Below are 12,974 nucleotides of genomic sequence, written 5' to 3'. Positions count from 1 at the left end.
GGCGGCGGGCAGACGGCGTCGCGGTGCGGAAGGAACGACGGACACGATGGGGCTCCCTTGTCGTGGGGAGCCCCATCGTGTCCGAAGGCCGAAATCACTGCATGAGTACGGCTACTCAGCCGGAGTGGTGCTCTTGCGCAGCGCGTTGAGGCAGCTGTCGATGGCCTGCTGGAGTTCCTCCAGGCGCTGGACCATGTCGTCCTCGTAGAAGTCCTGGGCATCGTCGAAGGTCAGCTCCTCGAACGCCTTCGTGGCCTTCTGGAGGCTGCTGTAGAACTTCGTCCGCCGCTCCTGGACGCGCAGTTCGGGATCGGCCTCCACCGTCTCGACGACCAGGTTCTTCATGGTGTCGTAGGCCTCGGTGGCCCACTCGCCGGTGTCCTCGCCGTCCTCCAGCTCGTCGAGCAGCGACAGGTGCCGCTCGGCCTCCTGGCGTACGTCCAAAGGCGCGTCGACGGTCTGTCCGGCGGGGGTCTTGATCTGGCCCGACTCGGCGATCTGGCGGACGTAGCCGATGCGGTCCGCCGAGCGGCTCTCCGTCGCGACGGCCTTCTTCAGGTCGTCGGTGCGGACCACGTCACGGGCCAACTCGGCCTGCAGCTCGGGGTCTTCACGCACCCGGTCCAGCAGGGCCTGCCGGGCCGCCCGCGCGGTGGACGGGTCGGCGAGGATCGCGGCACGCAGCGCGGTCGGGTTCTCCGCGACCTCCAGCGCCTTGGTGGGCCGGATGCCCTCCGCCTCGGCGGCCTCGGAGATGGCGGTGCCGCGCTCGGAGGTCGCGCTGGAGCGGGAGACGTAGTAGTTCAACCACACGTCGGCGTCCGGGAGTTCGACCTCCTGGCCGGGGGCCAGCTCCTCGAAGTGCGGGACGAGACCGTCGTCCGCGGCCCGGTCCCAGGCCTTGTAGTAGCGCATGACGCGCTCGGGGGAGCAGTCGGCGAGTTCGGCGAACTCCTTCGCGGACACCTTCGGCGTCTCGTCCGGGCTCTGCCCGCCCGGCCGTACGCTGCGCGCCACCTTCAGGCCGAAGGCCCAGCCGCCGGTGCGGGCGTACGCTCCGAACTCCTGCGCGTCCCGGGCGACGAGGCCGGCGTCGTCGAGGGCGGTGAAGGACGTCTCGGCCTGGTCGATCACTACGGTCAAGGCGGACTCTCCTGGGCTTGAGATGAGGCATGGTGCGAACATGCAGCCTATATCCACCCATTGCCGCTGGTTTGAGTGCCCGGCCCTCGCGTCGCCGTCAGTTCGCCGACCGCCGGAAGGTCTTGAAGAAGGTCTGCAACGCCTGACGGTTGGCCGCGTCGTTCCACTCGTCGGCGGGCGTTGTCCACCGTAGCGAGAAACTGCGCCCGCCGCCGAGCAGGAATCCGCGCCCGAGCGTACGCACCCTGGCGTCGCCGGTGCCGGAGAACCACTCCAGGTCGGCCGCCTTGTCGCCCTGGTACGTCGTGGCCCTGATGTCGCCGATCTGCTGGAAGCCCTGGGTCTGCTTCAGTCCCGGCAGGACGTCGTCACGCCAGATGGCGACCGGGTCCGGGCCCGCCTGAGTGCTGTAGGTCACGGCCAGGGTGCGCGGGTCACCGGAGGCGCCGAAGGTGACGCGGTAGGCGACGTCGGTCTCGCGCTGGGTGTCCACCACCTTCCAGCCCTTGGGGAGCGCGACGGAGAAGCCCTCCGGCGCCTTGAACACCCGGAAGCCGGCGGGCAGTACGGAAGCGGTGGGGGACGGGGACGCGGTGACCGAGGGCGAGGCGGAGGCCGCGGGGGATGTCGGTGAGGGCGTGGCGGAGGGGCTGTAGGCGTGACCGTCGACGTTCTCGCCGGGGGAACTGGCCGAGGCCGAGGCGGACGGGAGGGGCGAGGGGGAGGCGGCCGAGGAGGTCTCGGTGCCCGGGAGTTGGTGGGTGGTGGCGAGCACGGCGACCGTGACGGTACCGACGGCCAGGGCGGTGCCGACGGCCATGCCGCGCCCGCTCCAGGTGGTGCCCGCCCCGCGGAACGTGTCGTAGGCCCGCCGCAGCCGTGGCAGGGGGACGGGCTCGCGGTCCGCGTAAGGGTCCTCGTGGAGGATGCGGGTGAGCGCCTCGCGGACCACCGGACGGGTCATCCGCTCGCGGGAGTTCTTGCGCAGCAGCCCCTGGATGACCTGCGCCAGCGGCCCGGCGCGCGACGGGCCGCGCATCGGGAGCCGGTCCACGCCCTTCAGGGTTGCCTCGGGGCGGCCCCGGTCCCGGAACGGCGGGTGTCCCTCGACCAGTGTGTAGAGGATCGCGCCCAGCGCCCACAGGTCGGCGGCCGGTCCGATGCGCTCGTCGCGGGCCTGTTCGGGGGAGGCGTAGGAGGGCGCGGTGAGCCGTGGGACGAGGGTGGCGCCGGCGAGTCCGAAGCCGGTCAGGACGACGGTGCCCCGGTCCCGCACGAACACCTGGCCGGGGCTGAGTTCGCCGTGGGTGATGCCCTCGTTGTGTGCCGCCTCCAGGATGTCGAGCAGTTCGAGGCCGATGCGGGCCGCCCGTACATAGTGGAACGTGCCCTGCTGGGCGAGGAGTTGACCGAGCGGTGTGCCGTCGATCCAGTCGGTGACGGTCCACAGGGTGCCGGCGTCCTCGACGGCGTCCATGACCTGGGCGACCCGGGTGGGACTGAGCAGCACCATGATCTCGGAGGTGCGCATGATGGCGGCGGTGGTCCGGCGCGCGCTCTCCTCGTCCAGTGCGGCGGGCAGTGTCACCTGGGTGAGGAGGCAGGGGCGTTCGGCGGCCATGTCCTCGCCGTACCAGGTGACACGGTTCGTCTCGCGATGGGCGACCTCCATGGGCCGGTATCTGCCGGCGACTGACTCGTGTACTGAGACGTGCGTCTCGACCATGGCCATCCCTCGCTGAACCCCTGGCTCTCACCTTTCCCAGAAGTACGGCGGTTGTGATGGTGTGGTTCAAAGGAATCCCAATTCCCCGGTGATTCTTGCCTTTTATTCAATCTCGGTGGCAGGAGGGCGGGGAAATGTCGACGTGGAATATCCCTGCCCCGACCTGGAGGTAACCGCCGGTAACGACCGACTTTCCCGCCGTTGGCGCCCTGACCAGGTCCTCTTGTCTCGTGGAGACTGCCCCACGTGCCCGGGAACTTCCCGCGGCTACCTGCCTGTTCCCGGGAGTTCAGATCGGCGGTCTGAAGTGGTCGGCAGCCCGATCAGGTGGACCCCGATCGAACGCTCACGCGCCGCGGCGGAGGGCGTGTGGAGGAATACGGGACTCGGGCCGTCGGCGTAGGCGTCGCGCCCGGCCGTCGGCGGGCACAAGTCCGGGGACGGGGTGCCCGAGCGGTGTCGGGCTCAACTGTCGGTACCGGCCGGGAGACTGCCCGGCATGATCGAACCGAACCCGAAAGCGGACCTTCTCGGGTATCTGCAAGAGGCGCGTGACGCTCTGCTGTGGAAACTCGACGGTCTGCCGGAGTACGACTTCCGCCGTCCGCCGACTCCCACGGGCACGAACCTGTTGGGGCTGGTCAAGCATGTCGCCTGTGTGGAGCTGGGCTACCTCGGCGACACGTTCGGGCGGCCGTTCTTCGGCGGGGAGCCGCCGTCCTGGTGGTACACCGAGGAGTCGGAGCCCAATTCGGGCATGTGGGCCACGGCGGGCGAAGCGCGGGAACTGATCGTCGGGTTGTACCGCCAGGCGTGGGAGCACTCCGACAGCACGATCACGGCGCTGCCGCTCGACGCGGTCGGTCGTGTCCCGTGGTGGCCGGAGGAACGCCGGGAGGCGACGCTGCATCACATCGTCGTGCGCGTGATCTCCGATACGCACCGGCACGCCGGTCACGCCGACATCGTGCGGGAGTTCATCGACGGATCCGTCGGACATCTGCGGGGCAAGGACAACTTGCCGCCAGGAGATCAGGCGTGGTGGGAGGACTATCGGGGTCGACTGGAGCGTGTGGCGCGGGAGGCCGACGGCTGACTCGTCCAGTCACCGATCCGCTGCGGCGGAGCTGTCACGCTCACGCCGCAGCGACGGTCGGTGCTCCGGCCGGAAAACGGTAAGGCTCCGGTCAGGCTTCGCTTCCGGCGAGCGCCGCCAGTTCACGGTCGACGGCGTCCTGGTGGGCCCGGGCGTCCTCGCGGGCCTTCTTCGGGCTCCAGCGGCCGGCCATCACGAACACGAAGGGCAGGAAGAGGACTTGGCCGCCGACGCAGATCCACCACCAGGTGCGCCATTCGCCGGGACCGTTCTTCGCGGCCTTCTGCACCTCCGTGCCGTACTCCTTGAGCACCTTGAGCTGCGGCTGTGCCTTCTGTACGACGGCCAGGTCGGCGGGGCCGACCTCCTTGACCGCGCGGGCGGCGAGGTCGGCGGGTGTGGTGGTCGGCGTGTACTTGCCCAGTTCGGCGAAGAGTTGGGGGTGCGCTCCGATGACGGCCAGCGCAGGGGTGGCCTGCTTCTGTGCCGCCGCGACCTCGGCGCCGTGTTCGACGAGCGGGGTGACCGAGGTGACGAGCACCGGGATGAACGCCGCCGACACGGCGACGACGATCCGTACCGTCCAGCCCCAGACCGCGAGGCCGGCGGCGGTCGCGGCCGGATTGTGCTTCTCCACGGTTTCGGTGAAGCTCGCCATCCACGGGGCGTAGGCAATTCCGCTGAACACGCCGATCGCCACGAACAGCCAGGCGAAGGTGTAGTAGCCGGTTGTCGCGTGGGTGGCCCTCGACGCGAAGACCGCGGTCGCCACTACGGCGCCGACCCCGCCGACGATCATGAAGGGCTTGCGCACCAGCAGCCGGTCCGAGAGCAGGCCGGCCACGATCAGCGCGAGTGCGTTCGCGGCCCAGTACCAGTTGGCCAGGCCGTTGGTGCGCTGCTCGCTGTAGCCGAAGGTGGTCGAGAAGTAGACGACGAAGTTTCCGACGGCGGCGTAGTACAGCAGCAGGAAGACCGCGATCGCGAAGGCGGAGCCGAGAACGTCCAGGCGCAGCATCTGCCGCCACTCGCCGCGCCGTACCGCCTCGGTGTCCAGTCCCTTGGCGCGTGCTTCGACCAGGGCCCGGTCCCGCAGGCTCACCATGATCTGGTCGCGCAGCCCGGGCGACAGCTCGCGCAGGGCGAACAGGGCGAAGACGAACACGATCAGCCCGGCCGCCCCGGAGTACCGCACCTCGTCCTGCCAGGTGGCGGAGTCGAGGGTGCTGCTGGTCACCGAGGTGACGACCAGGCTGCCGATGACCGGGCCCATCGTCCAGTAGCCCATCGCGGTGGCGCGGCCGAGCTGCGGTGAGAAGTCCCGTATCAGCGCGGGGGTCGCGACCAGCACGATGCCCTCGATGACGCTGACGACGGCGAACAGCACCAGGTACGCCGTCTTGTCGGCCGCGTTGGGCAGTCCGAAGAAGACCAGGAGCGCGGCGATCAGCAGTCCGTAGACGACGAGGTTCGCCCGTCCCCAGCGGTCCGCGAGGCCGGCCACGAGGGAGGCGAAGGCCCCGAAGGCGTTGCCGATGACCGAGACCCACACGAAGTAGCGGTAGGTCATGTCGAAGTGCGTGATGATCGACGTCGCCACCGCGTACTGGATGTAGAGCATGTAGTAGAGCACGACGGTCGTGACGACCACGATCGCCAGGTACGACATGCGCCGCCCGGTGGCCGGGTACGCCGGCAGATCGCGGCGGTACAGCCGGGCGAGCGCGCCACGAGAGTCGGCGCGGGGTGCGTCGGTGTCGGGGTTACTCGTGTCAAACGGTGCGGAAGCGGAAGACATACGACTCCCTTTGGAACGGCTGGGGACGGGTGAGCGGCGGGAGGCTGGGGGCCCTTCCGTTCGGCGGAGCGTAGTACCGACTAGTCGGTATGGCTAGATGTGCGACAAGGCTTCGCACACGGGGTCGAGAACGTGACCCTTCATGCGGGAAGACGGCATCGCCAAGTCCGTCAACGGCAGGTCAGCGCAGCCCGAAGCGCTCCGACCAGTCCGCGATCTCCCCGGCCGTGGCGTTGCCCCCGCACACCACGAGGCCGAGCCGCGCGCCGTCGCCGACCCGCTCCAGGACCTGCCGGGCGGCGGGCAGCAGACAGCCCGCGGCGGGCTCGGTCCACACCTTGCCGTGTTCGGCGAGGTCGAGACAGCCACGCACGGCGTCCTGGTCGGAGACGGTCAACACCTCGGTGACAAGGGCCGACACATGGTCGTACGTCAGCTGCGACACGGCCGGCGCGCTGAGCGTGGTCACGATCGAGGACGGCGCGACCTGCGCCGGGCCGCCGGCCGCGAGCGCCGCGGACATGGCCTCGGCGCCCTCGGTCTCCACACCCCAGACCCGGATCCCGGGCCGCCGGGCGTGCAGGGCGGAGGCGACCCCGGAGATCAGCCCACCGCCCCCGATGCTGACCAGTACGTCGGTGAGTTCACCCGCGTCGTCCGCGAACTCCAGCCCCACGGTGCCCTGTCCGGCGATCACCACCGGGTCGTCGAACGGGTGGACCAGGGTCAGCCCCTCGTCCCGCAGCCGGTTCACCAGCTCGAACGCGCTCGGCATGTCGTCGGTCAGTCGCAGCGACGCGCCCGCCGCCTCCACCAGCGCGACGGACCGCGCCGGTGCCGAACGCGGCATGACCACCGTGGCCTTCACGTCCAGCGCCGCCGCCATGACCGCGAGCGCGATCCCGTGGTTGCCGCCGCTGACCGCCACCACACCGGCCGCCAGCTCGTCCTCGCCGAGCGACAGCAGCTTCGCCGTGGCACCGCGCGCCTTGAAGGAACCCGTGCGCTGCAACAGCTCCAGCTTCGTCGTGACCGGGACGCCGAGCAGCTCCGAGAGTCCGGGGCTCTCCACGGTCGGGGTGCGTACGACGTGGCCGGCGATCCGCTCGGCGGCGGCTTCGATGTCCGAGATGCCGATCAAGGCAGTCATCCTTCCGGCACGGGGCAAGGTGGTCCGTGCCGTCTCGACCCTGACTCGGAAAGGACGCGCAGGTCAACACGTTTCAGAGATCGCGGCGCACCAGGAACTCCAGCAGGGACCGCAGCTCGTCCACCGGCCCGGCGTCCAGGGGAACACCGGCGAGAGCCGTCTCCACGGCGGCGATGTGCCGACGGGCCTCCGCCAGCGTCGCCGTACGGCCACCGGCCTCCTCGATCAGCCCGGCGCTCACGGCGGGTTCGGCACCCGATTCCAGCAGTGTGGCGAGGTACCGGGCGCCGGGGGCGGAGAGCGCGGTCAGCACCGGGAAGGTCTTCTTGCGCTCCCGCAGATCGCCGTGCACGGGCTTGCCGGTCACCGCCGGGTCGCCCCAGATTCCCAGGACGTCGTCGACCAGCTGGAAGGCGATGCCCAGATGCCGTCCCGCGCGGTCCAGCGCGGCGACTGTCGCCGGGGGCGCCCCGCCGAGCAGGGCACCGAGCGCGGCCGAACAACCCAGCAGCGCACCGGTCTTGCCCTCGGCCATCGCCCGGTACTCGTCGGGACGTACCCGCTGTGGACCCGTCCAGGGGCGTGCCGCGAACAGCAGGTCGTCCGCCTGTCCGTGCACCAGGTCGCCGAGCGCCGTGGACAGCAGGCGCAACCCGCCCGCGCCGTCCGGGGCGGTGGCGAGCGTCTCCACGGCCAGGGCGAACAGGGCGTCGCCCGCGAGAACGGCCGGTCCCGTGCCGTACGCCTTCCACACCGTGCGGCGGCGGCGCCGGGTCTCGTCGCCGTCCATGATGTCGTCGTGCAGCAGCGAGAAGGTGTGCACCAGCTCCACTGCCACGGCGGCGGAGATCCCGGCCCCCGCAGGCGCGCCGGCGGCCTCCGCGCCGAGTACGGCGAGGGCCTGCCGTACGCCCTTGCCGCCCGGCGCGTCGACGGGCGTACCGCCCACCTCGCACCAGCCGAACGAGTAGGCCGCCATCTCGCCCAGCCACGGATGCAGCCGCCCGACCGCCTCCTCCAGCGCGGGTTGCACCAACTCCCGGCAGCGGTCGAGGACTTGGGGTGCGGGCGGTGCCGCTACGGCTGAGGGGAGTGCCGTCACCGTACGACCTCCGCCGTGATGCCCAGCTCGTCCTGCGCCCGTGCCACCATCTCGCGCGCGTGCCGCAGCCCTATCTGCTCCAACACCCTTGCCAGGTCGGCCAGTTCGGCCGCCGTCTCGGCACTGTCGCGGCCCAGGCGGGCCAGCGACTTGGCCAGGCCCAGCCGTGAGAGTGCCTCGCCGCGCGGCTCGCTCATCGCACGGAACTCGGCGAGCGCCTGCTCGTAGAGGCCCCGCGCCTCGGCGTAACGCCCGGCGCGGTACAGGACGTTGCCGCGCATCTTGTGGTTGTACGCCAGCGCGCTGGACAGATTCATGGCGCGACAGCTCTCCTCGGCCTCGGACAGCAGGCCGAGTGCCCGCTCGGGGTCCTGGTCACGCACCGAGACGATGTCGGCGAGTCCGCGCAGTGCCCAGGCGTGCCCACGCCGGTCGTCGGCGCCCGCCGCGATCGCGGCCGCCTCCTCGAACATCGCGTACGCCGTGTCGAAGGAACCCCTGTTGCGATGGATCTGCGCGATGCCCTCCAGCGCCCACACCGTGTGCCGGGCCTCGCCGCGTTTGCGGGCCTCGGCCAGCAGCTGTTCGTGCAGCCGCGCCACGGCCTCGTAGTCGCCCTGGATACGGCCGGTCTCGGCGAGGCCTGCCAGGGAGTATCCCCGTACGACGATGTCGCCGCCCTGCTCGCCGAGTTCGGCCGCGAGCCCGAGCAGCCGCCAGGCCAGCGGGAAGGCGCCGCGCTGCCGGGCCAGGGTGCCGCCGCTCCACAGGGCCCAGGCCATCGCGGCCGTGTCCCCGGCCTCGCGGGCCGCGCGGTAACTCGCCTTCCACGCCCGGTCCGCCTCCCGTACCTGCCCGAGCCGCCGGTGCGCCTCGGCGACCGCGAGCCCCGAGCGGGCCGCCTCGCCGCGCTGCCCCGACCGCTCGGCCGCCGCCAACTGCTCGGTGCCGGCGGCCAGTACGTCGACCAGCGAGGAGTTCACGGACAGGGTGGTGAGGGCGCCCTGGTACTCGGGAGCGAATGCCTTGCCGTACATCGATGCCTTTCGGTCCGTATACACGCTATGTAGACACTGTGTGTATACATAGCGTGTATAGAGCGTTGAAGACTCGCCCTGGCCGTGGGGGCCAGGGCGTCATCAGCTGTTGCGGATCAAGACGGCGACGCGGGCGGCGAGGTTGCCTGTGAGGCGTAGATCACTCGCCGGGGCCTCAGTGCTGCTGCGCCTTCTGCGGAGTTGCCTCGCTGGGCCGTACGACCACGAAGCCCTCACCCTGGAGCATGAGTTGGACGGCCTCGCCCGAGCCGCCCCGCAGCATCGACCCGATGGACTGCGAACGGTGCAGCGAGGTCTGGAGGTTGGCCGACCAGCCGACCACCGCGTCCGTGTCGACGAACACCGGGTACTGCTGCGAGACGGGTATGACCAGCGGGTTGCCCTCGCAGACCAGACCGAGCCTGCCCTGTCCGGTGAAGACGCTGTTGAACAGGCCGCCGCCCGCGATACCGGAGCCCTTCACCGTCTTGATCGCGTACGACAACGAGGCGTCGAAACACAGGACGTTGCGGCCGTTGACGGTGAACTCGTCGCCGGGGTCGATCTCGACCACGAAACAGTTCTGCGCCTCGTGCGCGAACCACGCCTCGCCCTGGCCGCGCACCGCCATCAGCGGCAGGCCCTCACCGGTGACCGCACGCTTGAGCATGCCGCCCACGCCCTGGCCCTTGCGCTCGAACTGGAGGTTGCCGCGGTAGGCGATCATCGCCCCCTGGCGGGCGAGCATCTCGCCGTTGACCGCGTACCTGATGCACTTGGCGTTCTCTACGGTCATGCCCGGCGCGGTGGCCGGCTGCACCATGTGCTCACTGGAAAACAGATCACCCTTCATGCGGGCATCCTGACCCGGAAGATCTCATTCCGACAAGATCGCGGAGGGGGCGACCCTGCCGGGCGGTCAGGCGCCGAAGAGCTGCGTCCAGTACATCCCCATCTGTCCGCCGCCCGCGAAGCCGATGCCTATGTGGGTGAAGTCCGGCTTGAGGATGTTGGCGCGATGGCCGGGGCTGTTCATCCAGCCCTCCACGACCTCGCCGGGGGAACGCTGACCGCACGCGATGTTCTCGCCGATCGTGCGCCTGCGCGAGCCCGCGGCGGCGGCCCGGTCCCAGGGCTGGGAGCCGTCGGGCGAGGTGTGCGAGTAGAAGGCCCGGGCCACCATGTCCGTGCTGTGCTCCTGCGCTGCGGCGGCGAGCAGCGGGTCCACGGCAAGGGGCCGCAGCCCGGCCCCGGCCCGCTCCGCGTTGGTCAGCTCCACGACCTTGTGCGCCGTCCCGGCCAGATTGCGTTCGGTGAGCGGCCTCGCCCACAGGGCCGTCCAGTAGAGGTCTCCCGAGCGGGGGTCGACGGACTGGGCCAGGCCCGTGTGCGTGAAGACGCGGTCGAGCAGTGTCCGGCGGGCCTGCTCGCTGCGGAGACAGTAGTCGACGAACTCGGCGGGGGTACGCGGACCGGAGACCAGGTGTTCGCCGACGGTGAGATAGGCGTACCCGGCACGGATCACCCGCTGGTACACGGAGGTGCCGTCCCGGCCCTCGGTGGCGAGATTTCCGGCGGCGGCCATGTCGGCGACGTGGACCTGCGCGGCCGACGCGAGCCGGGGGTCGAGCGCGACGGGCGGTGAACCGGCTTCGGCGCGGGCCGAGTTGACGAGAGCGAGGAAGCCGGCGGGGTCGGAGGCGGGGGAGCCCCCGGTTCGCGCGCCTGCGCCCGGCGCGGTGCCCCTTCCTCGCGCGGGCCCGGAGGCGGAGGTGGGACCGGGAGCCGTGTCCTCGACGATGTCCACGCCGAAGTCCCGTGCGATGCCCGCGAGTCCGTCGGCGTACCCCTGCCCCAGTGCGCGCAGCTTCCAGCCCGTGCCCCGCCGGTAGAGCTCGGCGAGGAGCAGGACGGTCTCCCGCTGGGGGCGGGCCGGGGTGAAACGGGCCAGCGGACGGCTGCCCGCGTCCGCGACATGCAGGGTGGGTGCGGGCAGCCGGCCCAGCGGGGTGCCGGGGTCGGCGGGACTGACGACGACGGTGACCCGGGCGGCGCCGGCGCGGAGCCGGGCCGGGTCGACGGTCAGGGTGTCGCCCTGAAGACGTGCCCCGGTCACGCTCGGCTGGTTGTAGAACACGAAGTCCGCGTCACCGCCGACCTTCCCGCTCTCGTCCGTGATCAACGCCGACACGTCGAACGGGCCGGGCACCCGCAGGGTCATGGCACCGCCCGGGAGGGGCAGATTGCCGCCCGGCACCAGCTCGTTCATGGCACCGCCCTCGCTGTCCGTGCCCGGGGAGTGCCCGGTGGGGGAGTTCGTCCTCCACTCAACGTCCCGTCACGGCAAGGGGGTTCCCGCAGGGCGCGGTGGGTGCCGGTGTGGGGGGCCGCCCGGCACCCACCGTGAAGGGCACTCAGTCCCGGGCGATCCCCGGCGCGATGTCCTCGTAGGCCGTGCGCCGTTCGGTGACGTAGGAGCCCCGGCCGGTGAGCGGCGGACCCTGGACCGTCCTCGTGCGCTTGCCGCAGAACGCCGACTCCAGGGTGCCCGCCATCGTGTTCAGCACCCTGCCGTTGTTGGAGGTGTTGGCCAGCGCGGTGAGACTGCGGCGGCCGTCCTTCGAGGTGAAGGAGTAGGTGTAGAAACCCTGGACCGCGCCCGTGTGGCCGTACACGGAGACGCCGCAGGACAGGTCGCGCCGCCGCAGCCCGAGGCCGTACCGCGTCGTGCTGTTGACCGGAGTCCAACGCTCCATCTGCGCGAGCCCGGTGGCGGAGGTGAGCCTGCCGGAGAGCAGTGCGGAGAAGAAGGTGTTGAGGTCGCGTGTGGTGGAGATGAGCGCGCCCGCGCTCTGTGCCCAGGAGACCGTCTGGTCGGTCGCGTCGACCGGTTTCGCGCCCGCCTGGTCCTGGGTGAGGTAGCCGTGGGCGTGGCGGCCCGGGATCTTCGTGTCCGGGTGGACGTAGAAGGTGTCGCGCAGCTTGAGCGGCTTGATGATGCGATCGCGGTACGCGGTCCCCACGGAGTGGCCGGTCAACTTCTCGATGAGCATCCCGGCGACCACGAAGTTGGTGTTCGAGTACGAGTAGGCGGCTCCCGGCGCGTTGGTGGGCGGGTGCTTCAGGGGCAGGCGCACCAGTTGCCGGTAGGTGAAGACCTTGTCGCGTACGGCCTCGAAGCCGGACACCGAGTCGGCGAACATGGAGTTCGTGTAGTCGTACAGACCGCTGCGGTGGCTCAGCAGGTGCCGCACGGTGATCCGCCTGTCGGGCAGCAGGCCGGGCAGATAGCGGTCGACCGAGGCGTCCAGGTCGAGCTTGTGCGCGTCGGCCAGTTCGAGCAGGAGGACGGCGGAGAACGACTTGGTGACGCTGCCGATGCGGAAGCGGTCGGCGTTGTCGATGGCCCGGCGCGTCGTGCGGTCGCCGATGCCCGCGGCGGCCGTGCGGACGGTTCCGCGGTCGTCGATGCGGGCGATCGCCCCGGGTGCGCCCTGTGTCGTCAGGGTGCGCAGCACGGCGCGGAGGCCCGCCATGTCGGGGGCCGGAAGCGGGGCTGTGCTGCTGGTTCTCGTGGTGTCCGGCCCGTGGGTCGCGGCCTGCGCCGGTACCGCTGTGAGCGTCAGCAGTGCCGCTGCCGACGCCGTGGCCCTGCGCACCGTTCTTGAGACCATCCGGTTCTCTCCCGTTTCTCTTGTGTGCGAGATCGGTCACAGTCGCGCGAGGCAACCTTCTCGCGACCCGTCACATCTCCACAGCTGACGCACAGTTGGTCACTTGCCGATCGCTGGGCGATGCGGATTTGCAAAGTATTGCCATGAAAGCTGCGAAAACCGCTCATTTCGGCTTTGCATGTACATGACTGATCCGCAAGGGTTTCGCCTCGGGGCCCGACCAGCCCCCTGGGCGCCGGCAATCGCGC

General features: G+C 70.6%; 10 protein-coding genes. 1 reads left to right on the top strand and 9 read right to left on the bottom strand.

The genetic code is table 11. The features are described 5' to 3' along the window. Nucleotides 1-111: 111 nt before the first annotated feature. Entirely contained in the window at nucleotides 112-1,134 is a 1,023-nt protein-coding gene (locus AB0I51_RS23555) for a hypothetical protein (RefSeq protein ID WP_362978338.1), read from the bottom strand. Nucleotides 1,135-1,240: 106 nt separating this feature from the next. Further along, on the bottom strand, nucleotides 1,241-2,875 hold the full coding sequence (locus AB0I51_RS23550) for a serine/threonine-protein kinase (RefSeq protein WP_362978097.1): 1,635 nt from the start codon (nucleotides 2,873-2,875) through the stop codon (nucleotides 1,241-1,243). A 493-nt stretch (nucleotides 2,876-3,368) separates the two neighbouring features. Here AB0I51_RS23550 and AB0I51_RS23545 point away from each other — a divergent pair, with 493 nt between their 5' ends. Next, nucleotides 3,369-3,965 (top strand): DinB family protein, encoded by a 597-nt coding sequence (locus tag AB0I51_RS23545; protein ID WP_362978095.1) that lies wholly within the window; start codon nucleotides 3,369-3,371, stop codon nucleotides 3,963-3,965. A 91-nt stretch (nucleotides 3,966-4,056) separates the two neighbouring features. Here the strand turns inward: AB0I51_RS23545 and AB0I51_RS23540 are convergent, their stop codons facing one another. From AB0I51_RS23540 to AB0I51_RS23510, 7 genes are all read right to left on the bottom strand, one after another. Beyond that, nucleotides 4,057-5,763, bottom strand: a complete 1,707-nt coding sequence (locus tag AB0I51_RS23540) for an MFS transporter (protein WP_362978093.1) — start codon at nucleotides 5,761-5,763, stop codon at nucleotides 4,057-4,059. 181 nt (nucleotides 5,764-5,944) lie between these two features. Further along, nucleotides 5,945-6,904 (bottom strand): threonine/serine dehydratase, encoded by a 960-nt coding sequence (locus AB0I51_RS23535; protein ID WP_362978091.1) that lies wholly within the window; start codon nucleotides 6,902-6,904, stop codon nucleotides 5,945-5,947. Between the two features lie 82 nt (nucleotides 6,905-6,986). Continuing rightward, nucleotides 6,987-8,015, bottom strand: a complete 1,029-nt coding sequence (locus AB0I51_RS23530; protein WP_362978089.1) for a polyprenyl synthetase family protein — start codon at nucleotides 8,013-8,015, stop codon at nucleotides 6,987-6,989. Beyond that, a complete protein-coding gene (locus AB0I51_RS23525) occupies nucleotides 8,012-9,052 on the bottom strand; it encodes a tetratricopeptide repeat protein (protein ID WP_362978336.1) in 1,041 nt (346 codons plus the stop codon). Before AB0I51_RS23525 ends, AB0I51_RS23530 begins: the two co-directional genes overlap by 4 nt. A 175-nt stretch (nucleotides 9,053-9,227) precedes the next feature. Beyond that, on the bottom strand, nucleotides 9,228-9,905 hold the full coding sequence (locus tag AB0I51_RS23520) for an AIM24 family protein (protein ID WP_362978087.1): 678 nt from the start codon (nucleotides 9,903-9,905) through the stop codon (nucleotides 9,228-9,230). Nucleotides 9,906-9,971: 66 nt separating this feature from the next. Beyond that, nucleotides 9,972-11,321: a CAP domain-containing protein gene (locus AB0I51_RS23515; RefSeq protein WP_362978085.1), complete on the bottom strand. Its 1,350-nt coding sequence runs from the start codon at nucleotides 11,319-11,321 to the stop codon at nucleotides 9,972-9,974. Between the two features lie 145 nt (nucleotides 11,322-11,466). Continuing rightward, nucleotides 11,467-12,726 carry a serine hydrolase domain-containing protein gene (locus AB0I51_RS23510; RefSeq protein ID WP_362978083.1) on the bottom strand — a complete coding sequence of 420 codons (1,260 nt, stop codon included), beginning with the start codon at nucleotides 12,724-12,726 and terminating at the stop codon, nucleotides 11,467-11,469. Nucleotides 12,727-12,974: the final 248 nt, after the last annotated feature.

Source organism: Streptomyces sp. NPDC050549, assembly GCF_040655035.1.
Lineage (GTDB): Bacteria > Actinomycetota > Actinomycetes > Streptomycetales > Streptomycetaceae > Streptomyces.
Note: the sequence above shows the minus strand (reverse complement) of the source record. Positions and strands in the feature narration are given on the sequence as shown.

What these genes read in the sequence shown, in the direction of transcription:
- AB0I51_RS23525 (WP_362978336.1), bottom strand. Translation starts at nt 9,052, where the DNA reads ATGTACGGCAAGGCATTCGCTCCCGAGTACCAGGGCGCCCTCACCACC.
- AB0I51_RS23510 (WP_362978083.1), bottom strand. Translation starts at nt 12,726, where the DNA reads ATGGTCTCAAGAACGGTGCGCAGGGCCACGGCGTCGGCAGCGGCACTG.
- AB0I51_RS23545 (WP_362978095.1), top strand. Translation starts at nt 3,369, where the DNA reads ATGATCGAACCGAACCCGAAAGCGGACCTTCTCGGGTATCTGCAAGAG.
- AB0I51_RS23550 (WP_362978097.1), bottom strand. Translation starts at nt 2,875, where the DNA reads ATGGCCATGGTCGAGACGCACGTCTCAGTACACGAGTCAGTCGCCGGC.
- AB0I51_RS23515 (WP_362978085.1), bottom strand. Translation starts at nt 11,321, where the DNA reads ATGAACGAGCTGGTGCCGGGCGGCAATCTGCCCCTCCCGGGCGGTGCC.
- AB0I51_RS23520 (WP_362978087.1), bottom strand. Translation starts at nt 9,905, where the DNA reads ATGAAGGGTGATCTGTTTTCCAGTGAGCACATGGTGCAGCCGGCCACC.
- AB0I51_RS23540 (WP_362978093.1), bottom strand. Translation starts at nt 5,763, where the DNA reads ATGTCTTCCGCTTCCGCACCGTTTGACACGAGTAACCCCGACACCGAC.